Below are 22,350 nucleotides of genomic sequence, written 5' to 3' on the forward strand. Positions count from 1 at the left end.
GGAGAATCGTGGCCGAGACCACCGTTGAGCAGCCGGTCGAAGAGACTGAGCTCGTCGACATCGAGAACTACACCACCGAGTCCGAGGTCCCCGTCGAGGGCGAGTACACCTCGGAGTCGCTCGCGGGCCGCTTCGGTGACCCGCAGCCGGCCGCCGGCCTGGGCCGTCGCAAGAACGCCATCGCCCGCGTCCGGATCGTCCCGGGCACCGGCAAGTGGAAGATCAACGGTCGCACCCTTGAGGACTACTTCCCCAACAAGGTGCACCAGCAGGAAGTCAACGAGCCCTTCAAGGTGCTCGAGCTCGACAACCGCTACGACGTCATCGCCCGCATCTCGGGTGGCGGCGTCTCCGGTCAGGCCGGTGCGCTCCGTCTCGGTGTCGCCCGCGCGCTGAACGAGGCGGACGTGGACAACAACCGCCCGGCCCTGAAGAAGGCCGGCTTCCTCAAGCGCGACGACCGTGCGGTCGAGCGCAAGAAGGCCGGTCTCAAGAAGGCCCGTAAGGCTCCGCAGTACAGCAAGCGTTAATCGTCGGCTGCTGCGTATTCGTACGACCGTTCGCCCCGGCGGCACGCTGTGTGCCGCCGGGGCGTTCGTTTATCACAGCCCAGGGCGTATAACGGCACAAGGCGCTCAAAGGCTTGCATGATCGGATGACTTCCGAAAACTGAGCTTCATCAGGAGGACACCAGTGGGACGACTCTTCGGCACGGACGGCGTGCGCGGTGTCGCCAACGCGGATCTGACGGCCGAGCTGGCGCTCGGTCTCTCCGTGGCGGCGGCGCATGTGCTGGCCGAGGCGGGTACGTTCGAGGGCCACCGGCCGGTGGCAGTGGTCGGGCGGGACCCGCGCGCGTCCGGGGAGTTCCTGGAAGCCGCCGTGGTCGCGGGCCTGGCCAGCGCGGGTGTGGACGTCCTGCTCGTCGGTGTGCTGCCCACCCCCGCGGTGGCGTACCTCACCGGCGCGCTGGGCGCCGACCTCGGCGTGATGCTCTCGGCCAGCCACAACGCCATGCCCGACAACGGCATCAAGTTCTTCGCCCGCGGCGGCCACAAGCTCGCCGACGAGCTGGAGGACAGGATCGAGGGCGTCTACGAGGAGCACCGCACCGGTGCGCCCTGGGACCGGCCCACCGGCGCCGGGGTCGGGCGCGTGCGCGGTTACGACGAGGGGCTCGACCAGTACGTCGCCCACCTCCTCGGCGTGCTCCCGAACCGCCTCGACGGCCTGAAGGTCGTCCTCGACGAGGCGCACGGCGCCGCCGCCCGAGTGTCTCCCGAGGCCTTCACGCAGGCCGGTGCCGAGATCATCACGATCGGCGCCTCGCCCAACGGCCTGAACATCAACGACGGCTGCGGCTCCACCCACCTCGACCTCCTGAAGGCCGCCGTCGTCGAGCACGGAGCCGACCTCGGCATCGCGCACGACGGCGACGCCGACCGCTGCCTCGCCGTGGACCACACGGGTGCCGAGGTGGACGGAGACCAGATCCTGGCCGTCATCGCGCTGGCGATGCGGGAGCGTTCCGCACTGCGCTCCGACACTGTTGTCGCGACGGTCATGTCCAACCTGGGCTTCAAGCTCGCCATGGAGCGCGAGGGCGTCTCCCTCATCCAGACCGCGGTCGGCGACCGCTACGTCCTGGAGGAGATGAAGGAGCACAACTACGCGCTCGGCGGCGAGCAGTCCGGGCACGTGATCATCCTCGACCACGCCACCACCGGCGACGGCACGCTGACCGGCCTGCTGCTGGCGGCCCGGATCGCCCAGACCGGCCGTACGCTCCAGGACCTCGCGTCCGTCATGGAGCGGCTGCCGCAGGTCCTCATCAACGTCCCCGACGTCGACCGCTCGCGGGTGAACAGCTCCGCCGAACTGGCGGCCGCGGTCACCGAGGCCGAGCGGGAACTCGGCTCCACCGGCCGGGTGCTGCTGCGCCCCTCCGGCACCGAGCCGCTCGTCCGGGTCATGGTCGAGGCCGCCGACATCGACCACGCGCGGTCGGTGGCGGGGCGGCTCGCGGACGCGGTGAAGTCGGCACTGGGCTAAGACTGCCCCGCCGCCTTGGCGGTACGTTTCCGGTGCTGGGCCCAGAGTCACTTCTGGGCCGGCAGCGTGAGCGTGCCGGCGAGGATGACGCCGAGCAGGTTCAGCAGCAGCTCGGCCTGGCTGAACTGGCCGACCGTGTCCACGAAGATGCCGCGGAACACGGTCGTCGCCCTCGCGCCCACGATCAGTACCGCGTCAGCGCCCTCGCCCGGCGACTACAGCTTGCGCAGGCTCAGGCGCTGCACCTTGTGGTCCGGGCCCTTGCGCACGACGAGCGTGGCGCGGCCCCGGGTGGGGGCCACGTTCTCCAGCAGGTTGGGCTTGTTGATGGTGCGCCAGGTCGTGCGGGCGTAGTCGAGCGCCTCCTCCTCGGAGACCTGCGTGTACCTGCGGAAGTAGGAGTCGGACTTCTGGAAGGCGGTCTGGCGGAGCTTCTTGAACCGGTTGAGGTACCAGCGCTCGATGTCCTCGGCGCGGGCGTCGACGTACACGCTGAAGTCGAAGTAGTCCGCGAGGCCGACGCGGGTGCGGCCGTCCTTGCCGGGGAGGGCGGGCTGCAGGACGTTCAGGCCCTCGACGATGAGGATGTCCGGACGGCGGACGGTGAGCCGCTGGTCGGGGACGATGTCGTAGATCAGGTGGGAGTAGACGGGGGCCGTGACCTCGTCCTTCCCCGCCTTGATGTCGGCAACGAACCGGGTGAGGGCCCGACGGTCGTACGACTCGGGGAAACCTTTCCTCGACATCAGACCGCGTGCCTCCAGCTCCTTGGTGGGGAGCAGGAAACCGTCCGTGGTCACCAGTTCGACGCGCGGGTGTTCGGGCCAACGCGAGAGCAGGGCCTGCAGCAGGCGCGCGACGGTGGACTTGCCGACGGCGACCGACCCGGCCACCCCTATGACGAAGGGGGTGCCGGACTGGGAGCCCTTCTCGCCGAGGAAGGTGTTCAGCGCCCCTCTGAGCCCGTCCGTGGCGCCGACGTACAGATTGAGCAGTCTGGACAGCGGCAGATAGATGTCCCGCACCTCGTCGAGGTCGATGACATCGCCCAGACCGCGCAGCTTCTCGACCTCCTCGGCCGTCAGTGGCAGCGGCGTCTTTTCGCGCAGCACGCTCCACTCGGCTCGGGTGAGGTCGACGTAGGGAGTCGCCTCCGGCCTGTGCCGGTGGGCGCTCCGGGGCATCGGGGAGACCGGAGAGATCACGGTCCATTGTTACGGGAGTGTGGACGGGGTGGGGGGTGGGGTCGGTCACGTGCGGGGAGCGGCCCTGAAGATGATCAGTAGTGCGTGCGCGCCTCGGGCCCGCCCATGACCATCGCGTGACCGACCTCAGGCCGGATCATGACCACCTGTTCATCGAGCCGTGACCTGCAGTGTTGCGTCTTTGACAGGGGGCTCGACCGGCTTGTAGACGTGGGGAGTTTCAGGCTCTCGGGGCTCGCCTGCCGGACTAGCGGATCGTCCCGTCGCATCCTCATCGACCTTGAAGGACAAGAGTGTTGCTTTCTTATCGCGCCGCCAGAGCGGCACGTGTCATAGGCACTTTCGGGGCCGCGGCCGCACTCTCCATCGGTGCCGCCCATACGGCGTTGGCGTGCAGCATCAGCGACTTCTCGGCGGCGGCCGTGTGTGACGCAGGCGGCAACGGCGTCATCCGCGTCACCGACAAGGACGCCTCCGGCACCCCGGCCACCATCACCCTTTACCTGCAGTTGAGCATGCCGGGCGGTGAACGGCGCGTCGACATCAAGACGATCGAGCACCCCACCGCGCAGGGCACCACCGTCGATCTCACCCCCTCGGAGTGGTACCCCGGTCAGACCTACCGGGTCCACGTCAAGGCGGGCGACCAGGTCGACGACGACATCCAGCCGCTGACCGTCGTGGGGGACGAAACCTGCGAGCCCTCCAGCCCCTCCTCCTCGGCGCCCGCGACTCCGTCCGCGCATCCCTCCTCGGCGTCCTCCGCCACCCCGACCACGCTGCCGAGCCCGGCACAGAGCAGCAGCGCAGCCGCCGTGCCGGATGCGAGCAGCGCCCCGTCGCCCGCGGGCGGCAGCACCGACCTTGCCGAGACCGGCGCGGGCAGCGGTACCACGGTGATCGCCGGCATCGCCGCGGCCTTGGTCGTGGCCGGCGGCGGCATTGTCGTTGCGCTGCGCCGCCGAGCGGCACACGGCTCCCACTGACAGCCCCTGTCTCATTTGGACACGGCCTGAAAGTAGAGCGTCACCGGTTGGGGGCCTCGGCCCCAGCCGTCACCGTCCACCAGGGCAAACGGCCCGACCGAAGATCATCGGTCGGGCCGTCATGGTGTCGGTACACCAGCGGCAAAGCGAGTCACGGCCAGCCACCCTGGCGCCGCGCGCTCGCACAGGACGCGCCACTTACACCGACCGTCACCGCGATGACATCGAGACCGCCATGGCCATCCATGGGTGGAGGTCGCACGTCGGATCAAAGATGGCGGGTTGTCGACCCGCCTTGGAATTTCCGATTTCGGGCACGAAGTGCCGGGTTCGGGCGCCCCCCGGCCCTTAGGCTGCCGCTCATGTGCGGAATCGTGGGATACGTGGGGTCGCAGTCGGCGCTTGACGTGGTGATGGCCGGACTGAAGCGGCTGGAGTACCGGGGGTACGACTCGGCGGGTGTCGCCGTGCTCGCGGACGGGGGGCTCGCCGCCGCGAAGAAGGCCGGGAAGCTGGTCAACCTGGAGAAGGAACTGGTCGGCCGGCCGCTGCCGACCGGGTCGACGGGGATCGGGCACACGCGCTGGGCCACGCACGGGGGGCCCACGGACGCGAACGCCCATCCGCATCTCGACAACGCCGGGCGCGTCGCCGTCGTGCACAACGGGATCATCGAGAACTTCGCGCTACTGCGTGCCGAGTTGGCCGAGCGCGGGCACGAGCTGGCCTCCGAGACCGACACCGAGGTGGTCGCACACCTGATCGCCGAGGAGTTCTCGGCGTGCGACGACCTGGCGGAGGCGATGCGGCTGGTGTGCCGCCGTCTGGAGGGCGCGTTCACGCTGGTCGCGGTGCACGCGGACGATCCGGACGTGGTGGTGGGGGCGCGGCGGAACTCGCCGCTCGTGGTGGGCGTGGGAGAGGGCGAGGCCTTTCTCGCCTCGGATGTCGCCGCGTTCATCGCCCACACGCGGTCGGCGATCGAGCTGGGTCAGGACCAGGTGGTGGAGCTGCGCCGCGACGGCGTGACGGTGACCGGTTTCGACGGCCGTCCGGCGGAGGTGCACTCGTACCACATCGACTGGGACGCCTCGGCCGCGGAAAAGGGGGGCTATGACTACTTCATGCTCAAGGAGATCGCCGAGCAGCCCAAGGCGGTCGCCGATACGCTCCTGGGCCGGATCGACGCGGCCGGTTCACTGACCCTCGACGAGGTGCGGATCCCGGTTCACGAGCTGCGCGAGGTCGACAAGGTCGTCATCGTGGCCTGCGGGACCGCCTTCCACGCCGGGCTGATCGCCAAGTACGCCATCGAGCACTGGACGCGGATCCCGTGCGAGGTGGAGCTCGCGAGCGAGTTCCGGTACCGGGATCCGATTCTCGGTACGCGGTCGCTGGTGATCGCCATCTCCCAGTCCGGCGAGACCATGGACACGCTGATGGCCCTGCGGCACGCCCGCGAACAGGGCTCCAAGGTGCTGGCGATCTGCAACACGAACGGTTCGACGATCCCGCGCGAGTCGGACGCGGTGCTCTACACGCACGCGGGTCCTGAGGTCGCCGTCGCGTCCACCAAGGCCTTCCTGACGCAGCTGGTCGCCTGTTATCTGGTCGCCCTGTACCTGGGCCAGGTCCGCGGGACCAAGTGGGGCGACGAGATCCAGGCCGTCATCCGGGACCTGTCCCAGATCTCCGGCGAGGTGGAACGCGTCCTGGAGACCATGGAGCCGGTACGGGAGCTCGCACGATCGCTCGCCGACAAGAAGACCGTGCTGTTCCTGGGGCGGCACGTCGGCTATCCGGTCGCCCTCGAAGGTGCCCTCAAGCTCAAGGAGCTCGCCTACATGCACGCCGAGGGCTTCGCGGCGGGTGAGCTGAAGCACGGGCCGATCGCGTTGATCGAGGACGATCTGCCGGTCGTGGTCGTCGTGCCGTCGCCGCGCGGGCGCTCGGTTCTGTACGACAAGATCGTGTCCAACATCCAGGAGATCCGGGCGAGGGGTGCGCGCACGATCGTGATCGCGGAGGAGGGGGACGAGGCGGTGGTGCCTTACGCCGACCACCTGATCCGGATTCCGGCCACGCCGACGTTGCTTCAGCCGCTTGTCGCGACGGTGCCGTTGCAGGTCTTCGCGTGTGAACTGGCGACGGCGCGGGGCAACGAGGTGGATCAGCCGCGGAACCTGGCGAAGTCGGTGACGGTGGAGTGAGTTGTCTTCAGGGCGTCGATGAAGGCGGCGAAGACTCCGGTCGGGACGGTGAGGGTGGCCCTGGCCGGGGTCTTGGAGTCGCGGATGGCTATGTGGGTGGGTGAGTTCGCGATTTCCACGCAGGAGTTGCCGTCGCCCGGACCCGAGTAGGACGACTTGCGCCAGTTGTCGGGGGCGGTCACGTTGTGTCTCCGCGGAACTTGGCGAAGTCGGTGCGCAGGGCGTCGATGAAGGCGGCGAAGACTCCGGTCGGGACGGTGAGGGTGGCCCTGGCCGGGGTCTTGGAGTCGCGGATGGCTATGTGGGTGCGGCGCTTGGCGATTTCCACGCAGGCGTCGCCTTGGCCGCCGCCGGAGAGGGATGACTTCTGCCAGACGTCGTGGGTGGTCATTTCCTTACAGCTCCTTCGCCAGCTGGTGGATGAAGTCAAGCGAGCGTTCGGGTTCGAGTGACACCGTCTCTACCCTACGGAAGAGTGTTCGGTAGCGGCTGAGTTGGGCTTCGGCGTCGATGAACACGGGGCCGTTGGGTCCGTCGCGCACGACGGTGTCCAGCTTGGAGGCTGCGCCACCCGCATACACCATGGAACTTCCGGCTCCTCCGAAGCCATCCAGGTCGAAGGGGATGACGCGCACGGTGATGTGGTCGGCTTCGGCGAGTTCCAGGATGCGGGCGAGCTGAGCGCGTGCCGTGGCGCGGTCGCCGGCTCGGATACGCAGAGCCGCCTCATGGATCAGGGTCTTGTATGGGACCGGGTCAGGGCGCTCGATGATGACCTTGCGCTTCATCCGGTGTTCCACCCAGCGCTCCACCTCGCTCTCCGGGAACTCCGGGTTCACGTACGAGAAGAGCGCCCGGGCGTAGTCCTCGGTCTGCAGAAGGCCCGGGACGTGGAGGAAGTCCACGTCCCACCGGTACTTGGCGTGGTGCTCCAGCTCGGACAGATCCAGGAACGGCGTTGGCAGCAGACTCCGGTAGTCCTCCCACCAACCGCGTGTTCGGTCAGCGGCGATCGCGACCAAGACGCCGATGAACTCCCCGTCCGAACAGGCGTAGTGGGATGTCAGGCGGCGGAGTCGCTGTTCGCTCACGCCCGTGAGTCCGGATTCGATGTGGCTGATCTGGACGCGACCGGTACCGAGCAACGCCGCCGCCTCGACGGCGGTGAGCCCTGCCGCCTCGCGGAGTCTGCGCAACTCGATCCCCAGGCGCATCTGACGTGCCGTTGGTTCGCGCCTCAGGACCATCAGTTGCTCCTTCTCGTTCGGGGGCGGATTACGCGATCGGCTTGCTCGGGATGACAGGTTATCCCTACGGTGAGTGACGTGACGCACACACTGCGACACTCCGGGGCACCGGAAGCGCACCGCTCCGTTCTGCCGTGACGGCTGCGTCAATGCCACCGCCCGTAACCGCTGTGTATCCCCAACTCCCCTCCCCACGAGCGGAGTTCACCCATGTCCGAAACTGTCGCCGAACCCTGGGAGTACATGATGTACATCCCCCACGACCTCCGTGCCGTCACCGTCAGTCGCCGTACCGTCCGCCTGATCCCTCACCCTGCACGGACTCATCCGCCTCACCGACGTCGCCGAGCTGGTCGCGGCCGAGTTGGTCTCCAACGCCGTACGGCATACGAAGGGGCAGGCGGCGCTACGGGTGCAGTGGGGGGCCGGGGTCCTGCGCATCGGCGCCTGGGACGCGGACCCGCAGCCCCCGGAGCCGTCCCTGCCGTGGGAACGGGTCGCCGACGCGGAGGAGGGGCGCGGCCTCGCGCTCGTGCGGGCCTGCGCCGATCTGTGGGGCTGGCAGCCGCTGGCCACGAACGGGCAGCGCGGCAAGTACGTGTGGTGCGAGCTGGCGGCGGCCTAGTTTCGGGCGGGCGTCCCGTGGGGCCCTCCCTCCTGAGAGGATCACCCGCACCGTACGGATATGCGAATGCAGGATGGGGAACATGGGCGTTCTGGTGCTGGCCGGTCTCCTGGTGCTTGTCATCGGTGGGTGCGTGTGTGTGGTGTGGGCGTCGCGCGGCGGCCCCCGCTGGGTCCGGGGCGTGGCGGCGGTGACGCTCGTCGTGGGGGAGCTGGTGCGCGCCTTCGCGAAGAGCAACCGGCGGCGGAGTGTGCAGCAGTCCGGCGGAGACGGTGACTAGTGTCGGCGAGGAGGCTCGTCCCGACGGTGGCGTTAGGCCGTTTGTCCCGCTGTGGGGGTTCCCGCTGCGACCCGTGGGCCGATGCCCTCTTATTCTCGGACACGACCTTTCGAATACAAGAGGAGCAGTGCCATGGGACAGAACGTCTTCTTCGAGGTGTCCGCCGACGGGGAGCCGCTCGGCCGGATCGAGTTCAAGCTGTACGACGACGTGGTCCCGGAGACGGCCCGCAACTTCCGTGAGCTGGCCACCGGTCAGAACGGGTTCGGCTACAAGGGCTCGCCGTTCCACCGTGTCATCCCGGACTTCATGCTGCAGGGCGGTGACTTCACCAACGAGGACGGCACCGGCGGCAAGAGCATCTACGGTGCGAAGTTCCCGGACGAGAACTTCAAGCTCAAGCACACCAAGCCGGGTCTGCTGAGCATGGCCAACGCCGGCCGGAACACCAACGGCTCGCAGTTCTTCATCACCACGATCGTCACCGACTGGCTCGACGGCAAGCACGTCGTCTTCGGTGAGGTCGTCGAGGGCATGGACGTCGTCAAGGCCGTCGAGAAGCTCGGCAGCCGCTCCGGCGCCACGTCCAAGAAGATCGTCATCTCGGACTCCGGCACCGTCTGAGAGATCCAGGCCAGGACTCGTCCGGCCGTACAGCACAGAGATCGAGCGGGAACGGCTGCGGCCGTTCCCGCTCGATCGGTATCGGGCACCCCTCGCCTCTCCCCGGCGTGACGCGGACCACACCGCATGAATTTCGGCTCGCCCTGTAAGAAGTGGGCGCTCACGCGCATTGCTTGGTGAGAGAGCCGATATGAGGGGATGGCGTGTGACACATGCCCAACGCTTCAGGGACGTCTACGAGGAGTGCTATCCGCGCGTCCTCGCCTATGCCACGAGTCTGGTGGGTCGACAGGTAGGCGAGGACATCACGAGCGAGACGTTCACCGTCGCCTGGCGGCGCGTGCGGGACATTCCGCAACCCGCACTGCCCTGGCTCCTGGGAGTGGCCCGCAACCTGGTGCGCGAACTGCGCCGCCGGGACAGCCACCAGTACGCCGTCGCCGCCGAGGAGGCGCAGCGCATCAGCAGCGGTGCCCGGAGCGACGTCGGTGACGTCGCGGCGGACGTGACCGACCGGGAAGCCGCGTTGCAGGCCCTGGCGAGTCTGTCCGACGCCGACCGGGAACTGCTGACTCTGATCGCCTGGCACGGGCTGAGCCCCAAGCAGGCGGCACGGGTCCTGGGCTGCACCATCGCGACGCTGACCGTCCGGCTGCACCGGGCCCGCCGCCGTCTGGAGAAGGCCCTGGAGGCGGTGTCCCCGGCGGAGACGGCATCCGTAGCCCCCGCGCAAGCACCGCCCGCACAGACGTCACCCGCACAAGCGACGCGCACACAAGCGTCCGTACAAGCGCCGGCCGCGCAAGTGCCACCGGCTCGGGCCCCGCACCGCAGCACCGATCGCAAAGGAGCACTCACGTGAAGAACACCCGTGTACGGTCCGGGCGGCCCGACGTCCTGAGGGTGCTCGCGGACGCCCGGCCCGATGAACTCGACCCGGCCCGGCTGGCCGGCTCCCCGCGGCAGCACGACGACCTGGCACGCATCCTGGCCGGAGCTACGGACAGTCGCGCGACACGCTCCGAGGAACCGCGGCGCCTCTGGGTGGGGATCCGGCCGCTCGGGACCGTCGTGGCCGTCGCGGCGTCCGTGGTGGTCGTGAGCACGCTCGACGGGCAGGACCCTTCAGGGGTGCGCGCGAGCGCCCACCCGCAGTCCTCGTCCGCCACGGCGGGGTCGGCCTCGGCGGCGTCGGAGGGCCGTGCCGACGTCCAGGTCGACGGCCGCCTCGAACTGCTCAGTGTGGCGAAGAAGGCGGAGACACCGGCCGCCGAGGGAACGTACTGGCAGACCACCACCCGCTCGCAGGACGTGAACGTCGTCGATGCGAAGGGACAGCTCTTCGCCGTGCGCACCACGTCGACCGGACAGTGGTCGGTGGGTGTGCGTCCGGGAACCCAGAGCCTGATGGTCTCCGGTCTGGACGACGTGACCGCGCCCCGCACCGAGGCGGACAAGGCACGCTGGCGGGCCGCGGGCTCGCCCGCCACCGTGCAGGCCGAGGCCTCGACAACGGCCGGACAGGGCACGCTGGGGTACAGGATCGGAACCGGGCGGCCGATGGTCATGCGGACGGACGCCGACGACAAGATCTACGCCCTCGGCCCGCGGAACGTCTCGTACCAGGATCTGCGCGAACTCCCCTCCAACAGTGGGGAGTTGCGCCGTCAGCTGGAGAAGCTGTACGCGGAGGACAGCAGCGGTGCCGAGACCGGCGCCGGCCGCACGGCCTATGTGCTGCGCCAGGCGGCCGACCTCATCACGATGCCGGTGAAGCCCGCCGTACGGGCGGCCGCGTATCGGGTGATCGCGGACCTGCCCGGCGTCCGGGGGCTCGGGCGTGTCACCGATCCACTGGGGCGTGCGGGCGTCGGTGTCGCGTTCCCCGGCACGGCGCGAACCCCGCTGGGAAGCGTGCAGCAGCAACTGGTCGTGGACCCGACCACCGGCGCGATGCTCTGCGAGCAGGTCGTGCTGGTCGAACCGTCGGCCAGGGCCCGGGAGGCGGGTCTCGACGCGGGTACGACGGTGAACTACGAGGCGACGACGCGGATGAGCTGGGGCGAGCACCAGATCACCGTGCCGAAGAACGCCAAGCGCTGAGCTCGCGCGAGCAACGCCGAGAGGTCGGCACGTCGGCGGCCGTCCGGCCCATAGGGTGCTGGGCATGAGCATCATCGGGGTCGGTATCGACGTGGCCGAGATCGACCGGTTCCTGGCGGCGCTGGAGCGTACGCCGGGGCTGGCCCATCGGCTCTTCCTGGATCAGGAGTTGCACCTGCCGAACGGGGAGCGCCGCGGCATCGCCTCCCTGGCCGCGCGCTTCGCCGCGAAGGAGGCGGTCGCCAAGGCGCTGGGCGCCCCGGCGGGCATGCACTGGACGGACGCGGAGGTCTACGTCGAGGACAGCGGCCGGCCGCGGCTGCGGGTGACGGGGACGGTGGCGGCGCGCGCGGCCGAACTGGGCGTCCGTTCGTGGCATGTGTCGCTGAGCCATGACGCCGGAGTGGCCTCGGCCGTCGTGGTGGCGGAGGGGTAGGGGAGAGGGCGGTCGTACGGCGGTCGGGGCGGCGCGGTGGGCCCGCGTACGGGAGACTCGACCCATGCGTACTGCGTACAGCGTGGAGACGGTCAGGGCGGCAGAGCGTGAGCTGATGGCGCGGCTCGCGGAGGGTGCGCTGATGCAGCGCGCCGCGGCCGGACTGGCCGCTGCCTGCGCGGACTTGCTGGGACGGGTGTACGGCAGCCGGGTCGTGCTGCTCGTGGGCAGCGGGGACAACGGGGGCGACGCCCTGTACGCCGGGGCCCGGCTGGCGCGGCGGGGGGCGGGGGTCACCGCCGTGCTGCTCGCGCCCGAACGGACGCATGGCGCGGGCCTGGCCGCGCTGCGGCGGGCCGGGGGCACGGTGGCCGGGTCCGGCGCCGCCGAGGAGTTGATCCTGCGGGCCGACCTCGTCGTGGACGGGATCGTCGGCATCGGGGGCAAGGGCGGGCTGCGGCCCGATGCGGTGCCGCTGGCCGAGTACGCGGCGGACTCCCGGGCGGCCGTGGTCGCCGTGGACCTGCCGAGCGGGATCGAGGCCGACACGGGAGAGGTCCTGGGCACCGCCGTCCGCGCCGATCTGACGGTGACCTTCGGGACGCACAAGCCCGGGCTGCTCATCGACCCGGGGCGTGAGTACGCCGGTTCGGTACGCCTCGTCGACATCGGGCTCGAACTGCCCGAGGAGGCCGAACTGGAGGCCCTTCAGCACGCGGACGTGGCGGCGCGGCTGCCGGTGCCCGGGGCCGAGAGCGACAAGTACCGGCGCGGGGTCGTGGGGATCGCGGCCGGGTCCGCGCGGTATCCCGGGGCCGCCGTGCTCGCCGTGTCCGGGGCGTTGCGGGGTGGGGCGGGGGCGGTGCGGTACGTCGGGCCCGCGGCGGATGCCGTGATCTCCCGCTTTCCCGAGACGCTCGTGTCGGACCAGGGGCCCGCACGGGCCGGGCGGGTCCAGGCGTGGGTGGTGGGGCCCGGGGTCGGGGACGACGCGTCGGCGGTGGCGCAGGTGCTCGAGGCGGATGTGCCGGTGCTGGTGGACGCGGACGGGCTGCGGCTCGCGGACCGGTCCGCCGTACGGGCCCGTACCGCGCCCACGCTGATGACTCCGCATGCCGGGGAGGCGGCGGCGTTGCTCGGGGTCTCGCGGGAGTCGGTGGAGGCGGCTCGGCTGGCTTCGGCGCGGGAGTTGGCGCTTAGGTACGGGGCGACCGTGCTGCTGAAGGGGTCGACGACTCTGGTCGCCGATCCGGGGGGCGGTGCGGTGCGGGTGAATCCGACGGGCACGGCGTGGCTGGCCACGGCCGGGAGCGGGGACGTGCTGTCGGGGCTTGCGGGGTCGTTGCTCGCGGCCGGGTTGTCGGCGTTGGACGCGGGGAGTGTGGGCGCGTATCTGCATGGGCTGGCGGGGAGGCTCGCGGCGGACGGGGCGCCCTTGGGGGCGCATGATGTCGCGGCGGCGATTCCGGAGGCCTGGCGGGACGCCCACGCGCTCCGCTGACCCTGCCGTTCTTTGTCTGCGGGGTGGTGGGGGCTGGGCGCGCAGTTCCCCGCGCCCCTGGGGCGGGGCTTCGCCCCAGCCCCCGCGCCCCTTACGGGGGCGCTGCGTTGCCCATTACGGGGGACACCGTCCGCGCGGCTCACCCCCGCTCGCCTTGGGGTTGCGTATCGCTGGTCGCATGATGATGAGCAGACGAATGAGATGCGGGAGCACGGGGGTGCTCCTCGCGCTGCTGGTGGTGATGCCGGTGGAGGGCGCGGCGGCGGCCGGGCCCCCGGCGCCCGGGCCGGGAAGCGAGCTGGTGCCCGGCGTGCCGCCGGGGCCCCGTCATCCGTGGCAGGTGGACACACCGGACCAGATGCTGCCGCCCAAGGTGTACACACCGAGCGCGCAGGAGGACGCCGTCGAACCGAGGGACGCCCCCGCGGAGACGGACGCGCTCATCGAGTACATCCCGCTCAGCGAGGCCCTCGCGGGCAAGTCCGTGACGTGCAGCAAGCTGACCGGGCCGTACCAGCGGCAGGTCGAGCGGTGGCTGAAGCGGAAGGTCGACGGGAAGCAGTCGGCGGGCGACTGCGCCGCCATCCGGGCGTTCCAGACGAAGGAGGGGATCAAGCCGAACACGGGTTTCGCCGGGCCTGTCACCTGGGCCCGGATGCAGCTGCTGTCCGCGAAGAAGAACCCGAACGCGGCCGGGAAGTGTCCCGTGCGTTCGTACCGCGTCGCGTGTGTGGACCTGACCCGGCAGCTCACCTGGGTGCAGAAGGGGAAGAAGGTGCTGTGGGGACCGGTGCCGATGCGCAGCGGCCGGGCCGGGTACCGGACCAGGACCGGCTGGTTCAAGGTCTACTGGAAGCACAAGAGCCACTGGTCGACGCTGTACAACACCCCGATGCCGTACAGCCAGTTCTTCAGCGGCGGAGAGGCCTTCCACGCCATCTACGGCAGCATCTACGACCCGAACGGCTCGTACGGCTGTGTCAATCTGCGCCTGGCCGACGCCCGCTCCCTGTGGAACGTCACCAAGACGAACGACCACGTGTACGTGTGGGGCCGCAGGGCCGGCACCTGACCGTCCTCCGGGGGCCCTCGGACCCCTCTGAGACACTGGGGGCGCGATGAACGACACAGCACCCCTGCGCGCCCGCGCAGAGATCGACCTGGCCGCCCTGCGGGCCAACGTGCGGACCCTGCGTGCCCACGCGCCGTCCGCGGCCTTGATGGCCGTGGTCAAGTCCGACGCGTACGGCCACGGGGCGGTCCCGTGCGCCCGTGCGGCGCTGGAGGCGGGCGCCACCTGGCTCGGCACCGCCACCCCCGAGGAGGCCCTCGCGCTGCGCGCGGCCGGCCTGACCGACAGCCGCATCATGTGCTGGCTGTGGACGCCCGGCGGGCCGTGGCGGGAGGCCATCGAGGCCGACCTCGACGTGTCGGTGAGCGGGATGTGGGCCCTGCGGGAGGTCACCGCCGCCGCCGAGGCGGCCGGGACGGCCGCCCGGGTCCAGCTCAAGGCCGACACCGGGCTCGGGCGCGGCGGCTGCCAGCCCGCCGACTGGCCCGAACTCGTGCGCGAGGCGCTGCGCGACGAGGAACGCGGGCTGATCGACATCACCGGTCTGTGGTCGCACTTCGCCTGCGCCGACGAACCCGGGCATCCCTCCATCCGTGCCCAACTGGACCGTTTCCGCGAGATGGTGACGTACGCCGAGCAGCGGGGCGTGCGCCCCGAGGTGCGGCACATCGCGAACTCGCCGGCCACGCTGACCCTCCCCGAGAGCCACTTCGACCTCGTACGGACGGGGATCGCGGTCTACGGCATCTCGCCCAGCCCCGAGATCGGCACCCCGGCCGACTTCGGGCTGCGCCCGGTGATGACACTGAGCGCGTCCCTCGCGCTGGTGAAGCACGTACCGGGGGGCCACGGAGTCAGTTACGGGCATCACTACGTCACCGCGGGTGCCACCACCCTCGGCCTCGTCCCCGTCGGCTACGCGGACGGCGTGCCGCGCCACGCCTCCGGCACCGGACCGGTGCTGGTGGGCGGCAAGTGGCGGACGGTGGCGGGGCGGGTCGCGATGGACCAGTTCGTGGTCGACCTGGGCGGGGACGAGCCGGTGCCCGGTGCGGAGGCGATCCTGTTCGGTCCGGGCGACCGGGGCGAGCCGACCGCCGAGGACTGGGCGCGGGCGGCGGGGACGATCGCGTACGAAATCGTCACCCGGATCGGAACCCGAGTGCCGCGCGTATACGTGAATAAGGAACAAGGCGGGTAACCCGCAGGGAGTACAGGGGGTGCCCCGCGCAGGGCAACAGGGCAACAGGACATAGTTGCACCATCAGCGGTACCTCCGGCACCACCCTCAGCACGACCGGCACCACCCCCAGCACGACCTACTGAAGTGAACGACACCCCGGCGAAGAGGAGCGGTACGTGAGCGAGAGCAGCGCGGAGGCCGTGACGGACGTCGCCGCGGCGGCCGTCGCCTCCGCCGCCGGGAACTGGCGCAAGGCCGGTATCGCCGGCGTCGCCATAGGCGTGGTCGCCGCGGGCGCCGCCGCCGGAGTCGCCATAGAGCGGCTGACGGTGGGCCGTGGCATGCGCAACAAGGCCCGCCTCGCGCTCGACTCGACGGGCCCGTACGGCTCGCTGCGCGGCACGCCCGGCAAGGCGTACGCCGACGACGGCACCGAGCTGTACTACGAGGTGGACGACATCGAGCAGGATGTGACGTTCACCCCACGCCGGCGCCGGCTCTTCGGACGCAAGGCCCCGGCCCCCGTCACCGTCGTCTTCAGCCACGGATACTGCCTCAACCAGGACTCCTGGCACTTCCAGCGGGCCGCGCTGCGCGGGGTGGTGCGCACGGTGCACTGGGACCAGCGCAGTCACGGCCGCTCCGGGCGCGGGGTCGCGCAGACGAAGGACGGCACGCCCGTCTCCATCGACCAGCTCGGCCAGGACCTGAAGGCCGTCATCGACGCGGCCGTGCCCGAGGGACCGATCGTGCTGGTGGGGCACTCCATGGGCGGGATGACCGTCATGGCGCTGGCCGACCGGTATCCGGACCTCGTCCGCGAGCGGGTCGTCGCCGTCGCGCTCGTCGGTACGTCGTCGGGGCGGCTCGGCGAGGTCAACTTCGGGCTGCCCGTCGCGGGCGTCAACGCGGTGCGCCGGGTGCTCCCCGGGGTGCTGAAGGCGCTCGGTCAGCAGGCCGCCCTGGTGGAGCGGGGGCGGCGGGCCACGGCCGACCTGTTCGCGGGGATCATCAAGCGGTACTCGTTCGCGTCCCGGGACGTCGACCCGGCCATCGTGCGCTTCGCCGAACGGATGATCGAGGGCACTCCGATCGACGTCGTCGCGGAGTTCTACCCGGCGTTCACCGAGCACGACAAGACCGAGGCCCTCGCGTACTTCGCCGAACTGCCGGTACTGGTGCTGGCCGGGGTCGGCGACATGGTGACACCGAGTGAGCACAGCGAGGCGATCGCGGACCTGCTGCCGGACGCCGAACTGGTGCTCGTCCCGGACGCCGGGCATCTGGTCATGCTGGAGCACCCCGAGGTGGTCATAGACCGTCTCGCCGACCTTCTGATGCGCGCGGGCGCCGTCCCGGCAGGGGCTACCGTGGGTGGCTATGGAAGCACCAGCAGCAGCGCACAACCCGGCTGAGCCCGCCGCCGAGGGCGTGAACGTCCGGATCACCGTCAACTCGCCAGAACAGATGCGGGAGTTGGGCCTTCACCTGGCCAAGCTGCTGCGCGCGGGCGATCTCGTGATGCTGAACGGGGAGCTCGGCGCGGGCAAGACGACGCTGACCCGCGGGCTCGGCGAGGGGCTCGGCGTACGCGGCGCGGTCACCTCGCCGACGTTCGTGATCGCCCGTGTGCACCCCTCCCTCGGTGACGGTCCGCCGCTCGTGCACGTGGACGCGTACCGGCTGGGCGGCGGGCTCGACGAGATGGAGGACCTCGACCTCGACGTGTCGCTCTCCGACTCGGTGATCGTCGTGGAGTGGGGCGAGGGCAAGGTCGAGGAGCTGACCGACGACCGGCTCGACGTCGTCATCCACCGGGCCGTCGGCGACACCACGGACGAGGTACGGCACGTCACGCTCACCGGGCTCGGGGAGCGCTGGGCGACGACCGATCTGAGCGTGCTCGCGGCTTGATCACCCTGGGTGAGGGTTCCGGGGGACGTGAAGGTTCCGACAAGTCGTCGGCAAGATGTTGCGTTCGGCGTCCTGGCCGTGGTCACATGGACCTCAGTCCGTAGTTAGGTCTACCTAACCACGCTTGCCCCCGAATCCCCAGGAGGCGTCCATGTCGGCTTCGGAACGTGACGCGCCGGTGCAGCAGCCGTGCGGTGGGGTGTCGATGCGGGACCTTTTGGCGTCGTGTGCGGCGGCCGACGCGGTGTCCAGGCCGCCGGTCGCGCCTGCGGCGGCGGCTCCGGAGGCTTCTGCGGAGGAGCAGGTCCGCAAAGCGGCGTGAGCGCTCCGCTGGAGGGGCGGTACTTCGTCTGCGGGTGGGTGGGGGCTGGTCGCGCAGTTCCCCGCGCCCCTAAGGGCGCGCTTCCGCACAGGCCCGCTGACTAGCGGATGACGACTACCTTCACGCCGATCGTTGCGAAGTTCCACATCGCGGTGCCGTTCTTGCGGGTCTCCCGGATACCGCCGAGTTTCTTGGTGGAGTCGGGGGAACCCGTGGAGCCGTCCACGGCGGAGCTGAAGCCGATCGCCACGCCGTCGACGAGGGCGAAGCGGACGACGTGCTCGATCTGGGCGCCGTCCGATCCGGTGACGGCCTTGGAGCGGGAGGTGACGGCGTAGGTGCCGACCTCCGGGTCCACCGTGCCGGGGGTGACCTTGAAGGTGCGCTCGGTCCTGTTGTTCGCGTCGACCAGCCACACGCGGTCGTCGTCGACCGAGTAGACGACCCGCTCACCCCTGCCCGAGGCGGTCGGCAGCGCCACCGGGTTCTTCTTGTCCCGGGGTGCCTTCGTGGTGGGGACCTTGGACGCGCCCGCGAGGGGCTTGCCCAGGGTGTCGGGCACGTTCGCGGACGCCTGGTAGGCGAGGAAGCCGACCACCGCGACAGCCGCCGCGGTGAGCCCGGCCACGAATCCCGAGCTGCTCCTAGCCACCTTGTGTACCCGCCTCTCGTACCGCGTTCGTGTCCATTACGTCCTTTGTGGTGACGGTAGCAGCCGCCACCCCGCAGACCGGGACGGCCGTGCGTCCCGCTCGGGCGCCGTAGGCTGTTTGCGTGCTCTTGCTCGCTCTGGATACCGCCACCCCCGCCGTGACCGTCGCCCTGCACGACGGCACGTCCGTCATCGCCTCGTCGAGCCAGGTGGACGCGCGCCGGCACGGAGAGCTGCTGCTGCCGGCCGTCGACCGGGTGCTCGCCGAGGCAGGCCTCAAGCTGGACGCCGTCACCGGCATCGTCGTGGGCGTAGGCCCCGGCCCGTACACGGGGCTGCGCGTCGGCCTCATGACCGCCGACACCTTCGGCCTCGTGCTCGGCGTGCCCGTGCACGGCCTGTGCACCCTCGACGGGCTCGCGTACGCCGCCGACGGCACCGGCGTCGAGGGCCCGTTCGTCGTCGCGACGGACGCCCGGCGCAAGGAGGTGTACTGGGCGCTGTACGACGACCCCCGTACGCGTGCCTCCGAGCCCGCCGTCGACCGGCCCGCCGACATCGCCGGGAGGGTCGCCGCTCTGCCCGCCGTGGGTGCGGGTGCGCTGCTCTATCCCGACACCTTCCCGGACGCCCGTGCTCCCGAGCATGTCTCGGCGGGCGCGCTCGCGTCCCTGGCGGCGGAGAAACTCGCCGCGGGCGAGGAGCTCGAGGCGCCCCGGCCGCTCTACCTGCGCCGCCCGGACGCCCAGGTGCCCAAGAACTACAAGGTGGTCACCCCGAAGTGACCGCCGAGCTGCGCGAGATGCGCTGGTGGGACATCGATCCCGTACTGGAGCTGGAGAAGGACCTCTTCCCCGAGGACGCCTGGTCACGGGGGATGTTCTGGTCCGAGCTGGCCCACGCCCGCGGGCCCGGGGCGACGCGCCGGTATGTGGTGGCGACCGAGAGCGGCCGACTCGTCGGATACGCCGGGCTCGCCGCCTCCGGCGACCTGGGCGACGTGCAGACCATCGCCGTACGACGTGATCAGTGGGGCACCGGCCTCGGCGCCCGGCTGCTGACCGAGCTGCTGCGGGCCGCGACCGCGTTCGAGTGCGCCGAGGTCATGCTCGAGTGCCGCGTGGACAACGTCCGCGCGCAGAAGCTGTACGAGCGCTTCGGCTTCGAGCCCATCGGCTTCCGTCGCGGCTACTACCAGCCGGGCAACGTCGACGCCCTGGTCATGCGGATGCGCACCGCGTCCGACAGCGGCTCCGCCCCGGGTTCACCCTCAGTAAACGGCGCACAAGGAACAGAGAGCAATGGCTGACGAACCGCTGGTCCTGGGTATCGAGACCTCCTGCGACGAGACCGGGGTCGGCATCGTCCGCGGCAACACGCTGCTCGCGGACGCCGTCGCGTCCAGCGTCGACGAGCACGCCCGCTTCGGCGGCGTCGTGCCCGAGGTCGCCTCCCGCGCCCACCTGGAGGCGATGGTGCCGACCATCGAGCGGGCGCTCAAGAACGCGGGGGTGAGCGCCAGGGACCTGGACGGCATCGCCGTCACCGCGGGGCCCGGGCTGGCCGGCGCGCTGCTCGTCGGGGTCTCGGCGGCGAAGGCGTACGCCTACGCGCTGGGCAAGCCCCTGTACGGCGTCAACCACCTCGCCTCCCACATCTGCGTGGACCAGCTGGAACACGGCCCGCTGCCGGAGCCCACGATGGCCCTGCTCGTGTCGGGCGGCCACTCGTCCCTGCTGCTCTCGACCGACATCACCTCTGACGTACGGCCCATGGGCGCGACCATCGACGACGCCGCGGGCGAGGCCTTCGACAAGATCGCGCGCGTGCTCAACCTCGGCTTCCCCGGCGGTCCGGTCATCGACCGGTACGCGAAGGAGGGCGACCCCTCCGCGATCGCCTTCCCGCGCGGGCTCACCGGGCCGCGCGACCCGGCGTACGACTTCTCCTTCTCCGGCCTGAAGACGTCCGTGGCCCGCTGGATCGAGGCCAAGCGGGCGGCGGGCGAGGAGGTGCCGGTGCGTGACGTGTCGGCCTCCTTCCAGGAGGCGGTCGTCGACGTGCTGACCCGCAAGGCCGTACGGGCCTGCAAGGACCAGGGCGTCGACCACCTCATGATCGGTGGCGGCGTGGCGGCGAACTCACGGCTGCGGGCGCTCGCGCAGGAGCGCTGCGAGGCCGCGGGGATCCGGCTGCGGGTGCCGCGGCCGAAGCTGTGCACGGACAACGGGGCGATGGTGGCCGCGCTGGGCGCGGAGATGGTCTCCCGCAACCGGGCTGCCTCCGACTGGGACCTGTCGGCCGACTCCTCACTGCCGGTGACGGACCCGCATGTGCCCGGCCGTTCACATGAGCACGGCCACGACCACGACCACGGCCCTGGACACGCTCATGATCACGTGCACGAGGTCTCCAAGGAGAACCTGTACTCGTGAGCGTCGCGCTGATGTGGGAGGCGCGGGCCGTGCCCGGGCGGGGCGAGGAACTGCTCGCCTGGGTGCGGAGGCAGGAGCTGGCGAGCGAGCCGCTGCGGCGGGAGGTCCTGCGCGCGCCGCAGGACCGGGTGCTCGTCATCACCTGGTGGGATGCGTCCTACGACGCCGATCTGCCCGAACTCCCGGAGCCGGACGCGGAGTTGGTGACCCGGGCGGTCCATCGGTGGCGGTTCGAGTCGGTCTCCTGACGTCTTCGTCCTCGGTCGGGCTTCACGCCGACCTCGCTTTTCCGGAAGACTCCTGCAAAGTTTCGTGTGTGGGTGTGGAACGGTAGAGAGGCGGTTCGACGTGTCGACGGAGGTGGGCGCAGTGGCCCGGGAGAGCATCAAGAACAAGGTGACGATCACCGAGATCGCCCGGCAGGCCGGCGTCTCGGTGCCCACCGTGTCGCGTGTCGTCAACGGCCGCTCCGACGTGTCGCCGGAGACCCGGGCCCGCATCGAGGACCTGCTGCGGCGCCACGGCTACCAGCGCAAGTCGTCCGCGCCCGGTGACCGGGCGGCCCTGATCGACCTGGTCTTCAACGACCTCGACAGCCCCTGGGCCGTGGAGATCATCCGTGGCGTCGAGGAGGTCGCGCACGCCTCCGGGGTGGGCACGGTCGTCTCCGCCATCCACGGTGCGTCGGGCTCGGCCCGGCAGTGGATGACCAATCTGCGCGCCCGCGCCTCGGACGGCGTGATCCTCGTGACCTCGGTCCTCGAACCGCGGCTGCACGAGGAATTGCGGCGGCTGGGGGTGCCGCTGGTCGTGATCGATCCGGCGGGGTCCCCGACCCTCGACGTGCCGACCGTCGGCGCCGCCAACTGGGCGGGCGGGATGGCGGCGACGGAGCATCTGCTCGGGCTCGGGCACCGGCGGATCGGCTTCGTCGCCGGGCCCGTGCGGTTGCTGTGCTCGCGGGCGCGGCTCGACGGGTACCGGGCGGCGCTGGACGGCGCGGGGGTCGCGGTCGACGACGCACTGATCGTGCCGGGGGACTTCTACCATCAGGCCGGCTTCGACGGCTGCAACACGCTGCTCGACCTGGAGGAACCGCCGACCGCCGTGTTCGCGGCGAGTGACCAGATGGCGCTCGGGGCGATCGAGGCGTTGCGGCGGCGGGGGTTGCGGGTGCCCGAGGACATGAGTGTCGTCGGGTTCGACGACCTGCCGGAGGTCCGGTGGTCGGCGCCGCCGCTCACGACGGTGCGGCAGCCGCTCGCGGACATGGGGAAGCTGGCCACGCGCACGGTGCTGCGGCTGGCGCTGGGCGAGGATCCGGTCTCTCCTCGGGTTGAGTTGGCGACTGAGTTGGTCGTGCGGGCGAGTACGGCGCGACGGGGTTGAGGGCGGCCCCATGGGCGGGGGCTTGAGGTTGTTCCGGGGCTGCGGGCTGGTGGGGGTCGGCCGCGCAGTTCCCCGCGCCCCTTAAAGGTGCGCCGGGATCAGCGCCCCTTCAGG

At 70.7% G+C, this 22,350-nt stretch carries 25 protein-coding genes and 1 pseudogene; 20 read left to right on the top strand and 6 right to left on the bottom strand.

What is annotated here, in order from left to right; translation table 11 throughout:
- Window positions 1–8 precede the first annotated feature (8 nt).
- Window positions 9–530, top strand: coding sequence for a 30S ribosomal protein S9 (gene rpsI, locus OG798_RS31910; RefSeq protein ID WP_060895271.1), 522 nt, complete (start codon window positions 9–11; stop codon window positions 528–530).
- Window positions 531–693: 163 nt separating this feature from the next.
- Window positions 694–2,052, top strand: a complete 1,359-nt coding sequence (gene glmM, locus OG798_RS31915; RefSeq protein WP_121415327.1) for a phosphoglucosamine mutase — start codon at window positions 694–696, stop codon at window positions 2,050–2,052.
- Window positions 2,053–2,099: 47 nt separating this feature from the next.
- Here the strand turns inward: glmM and OG798_RS31920 are convergent, their stop codons facing one another.
- Together OG798_RS31920 and coaA are read right to left on the bottom strand one after the other, a co-directional pair.
- The gene (locus tag OG798_RS31920) at window positions 2,100–2,234 is read right to left on the bottom strand and encodes a hypothetical protein (RefSeq protein WP_328760232.1); all 135 of its coding nucleotides are present in this window, start codon (window positions 2,232–2,234) and stop codon (window positions 2,100–2,102) included.
- A 33-nt stretch (window positions 2,235–2,267) separates the two neighbouring features.
- The gene (gene coaA / locus OG798_RS31925; RefSeq protein ID WP_179436466.1) at window positions 2,268–3,236 is read right to left on the bottom strand and encodes a type I pantothenate kinase; all 969 of its coding nucleotides are present in this window, start codon (window positions 3,234–3,236) and stop codon (window positions 2,268–2,270) included.
- Window positions 3,237–3,550: 314 nt separating this feature from the next.
- Between coaA and OG798_RS31930 the strand changes: the two genes are divergently transcribed.
- Complete coding sequence (locus OG798_RS31930; protein ID WP_095853089.1) at window positions 3,551–4,243, top strand: LAETG motif-containing sortase-dependent surface protein; 693 nt, start codon at window positions 3,551–3,553, stop codon at window positions 4,241–4,243.
- 362 nt (window positions 4,244–4,605) lie between these two features.
- A complete protein-coding gene (gene glmS / locus OG798_RS31935; protein ID WP_095853088.1) occupies window positions 4,606–6,453 on the top strand; it encodes a glutamine--fructose-6-phosphate transaminase (isomerizing) in 1,848 nt (615 codons plus the stop codon).
- Here glmS and OG798_RS31940 read toward each other — a convergent pair.
- The 3 genes from OG798_RS31940 to OG798_RS31950 are packed head-to-tail and all read right to left on the bottom strand — an operon-like array spanning window position 6,414 to window position 7,700.
- Window positions 6,414–6,635, bottom strand: coding sequence for a DUF397 domain-containing protein (locus tag OG798_RS31940; RefSeq protein WP_328758067.1), 222 nt, complete (start codon window positions 6,633–6,635; stop codon window positions 6,414–6,416). The genes glmS and OG798_RS31940 overlap by 40 nt on opposite strands.
- Window positions 6,632–6,844 carry a DUF397 domain-containing protein gene (locus tag OG798_RS31945; protein ID WP_328758068.1) on the bottom strand — a complete coding sequence of 71 codons (213 nt, stop codon included), beginning with the start codon at window positions 6,842–6,844 and terminating at the stop codon, window positions 6,632–6,634. Before OG798_RS31945 ends, OG798_RS31940 begins: the two co-directional genes overlap by 4 nt.
- Before the next feature lie 4 nt (window positions 6,845–6,848).
- On the bottom strand, window positions 6,849–7,700 hold the full coding sequence (locus OG798_RS31950; RefSeq protein WP_121415325.1) for a helix-turn-helix domain-containing protein: 852 nt from the start codon (window positions 7,698–7,700) through the stop codon (window positions 6,849–6,851).
- 210 nt (window positions 7,701–7,910) lie between these two features.
- Between OG798_RS31950 and OG798_RS31955 the strand changes: the two are divergent.
- The 11 genes and pseudogenes from OG798_RS31955 to tsaE all read left to right on the top strand — a co-directional run bounded on the left by OG798_RS31955 (window position 7,911) and on the right by tsaE (window position 17,438).
- A pseudogene (locus OG798_RS31955) lies at window positions 7,911–8,325 on the top strand (ATP-binding protein).
- An 82-nt stretch (window positions 8,326–8,407) separates the two neighbouring features.
- On the top strand, window positions 8,408–8,605 hold the full coding sequence (locus OG798_RS31960) for a hypothetical protein (RefSeq protein WP_095853084.1): 198 nt from the start codon (window positions 8,408–8,410) through the stop codon (window positions 8,603–8,605).
- Between the two features lie 132 nt (window positions 8,606–8,737).
- Complete coding sequence (locus OG798_RS31965) at window positions 8,738–9,229, top strand: peptidylprolyl isomerase (RefSeq protein ID WP_060895263.1); 492 nt, start codon at window positions 8,738–8,740, stop codon at window positions 9,227–9,229.
- A gap of 205 nt (window positions 9,230–9,434) precedes the next feature.
- On the top strand, window positions 9,435–10,091 hold the full coding sequence (locus OG798_RS31970) for an RNA polymerase sigma factor (protein WP_095853083.1): 657 nt from the start codon (window positions 9,435–9,437) through the stop codon (window positions 10,089–10,091).
- The gene (locus OG798_RS31975) at window positions 10,088–11,332 is read left to right on the top strand and encodes a CU044_5270 family protein (RefSeq protein WP_328758069.1); all 1,245 of its coding nucleotides are present in this window, start codon (window positions 10,088–10,090) and stop codon (window positions 11,330–11,332) included. The genes OG798_RS31970 and OG798_RS31975 overlap by 4 nt, the downstream gene beginning before the upstream one ends.
- A 64-nt stretch (window positions 11,333–11,396) precedes the next feature.
- Complete coding sequence (locus OG798_RS31980) at window positions 11,397–11,768, top strand: holo-ACP synthase (RefSeq protein ID WP_060895278.1); 372 nt, start codon at window positions 11,397–11,399, stop codon at window positions 11,766–11,768.
- Window positions 11,769–11,832: 64 nt separating this feature from the next.
- Window positions 11,833–13,269, top strand: a complete 1,437-nt coding sequence (locus tag OG798_RS31985) for an NAD(P)H-hydrate dehydratase (RefSeq protein WP_121415323.1) — start codon at window positions 11,833–11,835, stop codon at window positions 13,267–13,269.
- 196 nt (window positions 13,270–13,465) lie between these two features.
- The gene (locus tag OG798_RS31990; RefSeq protein ID WP_095853080.1) at window positions 13,466–14,341 is read left to right on the top strand and encodes a L,D-transpeptidase family protein; all 876 of its coding nucleotides are present in this window, start codon (window positions 13,466–13,468) and stop codon (window positions 14,339–14,341) included.
- Between the two features lie 46 nt (window positions 14,342–14,387).
- Window positions 14,388–15,542 carry an alanine racemase gene (gene alr, locus OG798_RS31995; protein ID WP_328758070.1) on the top strand — a complete coding sequence of 385 codons (1,155 nt, stop codon included), beginning with the start codon at window positions 14,388–14,390 and terminating at the stop codon, window positions 15,540–15,542.
- A gap of 158 nt (window positions 15,543–15,700) precedes the next feature.
- Entirely contained in the window at window positions 15,701–16,939 is a 1,239-nt protein-coding gene (locus OG798_RS32000) for an alpha/beta fold hydrolase (RefSeq protein WP_067367025.1), read from the top strand.
- Window positions 16,905–17,438, top strand: a complete 534-nt coding sequence (gene tsaE, locus OG798_RS32005; protein ID WP_095853078.1) for a tRNA (adenosine(37)-N6)-threonylcarbamoyltransferase complex ATPase subunit type 1 TsaE — start codon at window positions 16,905–16,907, stop codon at window positions 17,436–17,438. The genes OG798_RS32000 and tsaE overlap by 35 nt, the downstream gene beginning before the upstream one ends.
- A 422-nt stretch (window positions 17,439–17,860) precedes the next feature.
- Here tsaE and OG798_RS32010 read toward each other — a convergent pair whose 3' ends face one another.
- Window positions 17,861–18,412 (bottom strand): hypothetical protein, encoded by a 552-nt coding sequence (locus tag OG798_RS32010; RefSeq protein WP_095853077.1) that lies wholly within the window; start codon window positions 18,410–18,412, stop codon window positions 17,861–17,863.
- 122 nt (window positions 18,413–18,534) lie between these two features.
- Between OG798_RS32010 and tsaB the strand changes: the two genes are divergently transcribed.
- The 5 genes from tsaB to OG798_RS32035 all read left to right on the top strand — a co-directional run bounded on the left by tsaB (window position 18,535) and on the right by OG798_RS32035 (window position 22,236).
- Window positions 18,535–19,197 carry a tRNA (adenosine(37)-N6)-threonylcarbamoyltransferase complex dimerization subunit type 1 TsaB gene (gene tsaB / locus OG798_RS32015; protein WP_095853076.1) on the top strand — a complete coding sequence of 221 codons (663 nt, stop codon included), beginning with the start codon at window positions 18,535–18,537 and terminating at the stop codon, window positions 19,195–19,197.
- A 17-nt stretch (window positions 19,198–19,214) separates the two neighbouring features.
- Window positions 19,215–19,721, top strand: coding sequence for a ribosomal protein S18-alanine N-acetyltransferase (gene rimI / locus OG798_RS32020; RefSeq protein WP_095857849.1), 507 nt, complete (start codon window positions 19,215–19,217; stop codon window positions 19,719–19,721).
- Window positions 19,714–20,847 carry a tRNA (adenosine(37)-N6)-threonylcarbamoyltransferase complex transferase subunit TsaD gene (gene tsaD, locus OG798_RS32025; RefSeq protein WP_328758071.1) on the top strand — a complete coding sequence of 378 codons (1,134 nt, stop codon included), beginning with the start codon at window positions 19,714–19,716 and terminating at the stop codon, window positions 20,845–20,847. The genes rimI and tsaD overlap by 8 nt, the downstream gene beginning before the upstream one ends.
- The gene (locus OG798_RS32030; protein WP_328758072.1) at window positions 20,844–21,095 is read left to right on the top strand and encodes a hypothetical protein; all 252 of its coding nucleotides are present in this window, start codon (window positions 20,844–20,846) and stop codon (window positions 21,093–21,095) included. The genes tsaD and OG798_RS32030 overlap by 4 nt, the downstream gene beginning before the upstream one ends.
- 121 nt (window positions 21,096–21,216) lie before the next feature.
- On the top strand, window positions 21,217–22,236 hold the full coding sequence (locus OG798_RS32035; protein ID WP_095853073.1) for a LacI family DNA-binding transcriptional regulator: 1,020 nt from the start codon (window positions 21,217–21,219) through the stop codon (window positions 22,234–22,236).
- Window positions 22,237–22,350 lie beyond the last annotated feature (114 nt).

Origin of the sequence: Streptomyces sp. NBC_00271 (genome assembly GCF_036178845.1) — a bacterium.
Lineage (GTDB): Bacteria > Actinomycetota > Actinomycetes > Streptomycetales > Streptomycetaceae > Streptomyces.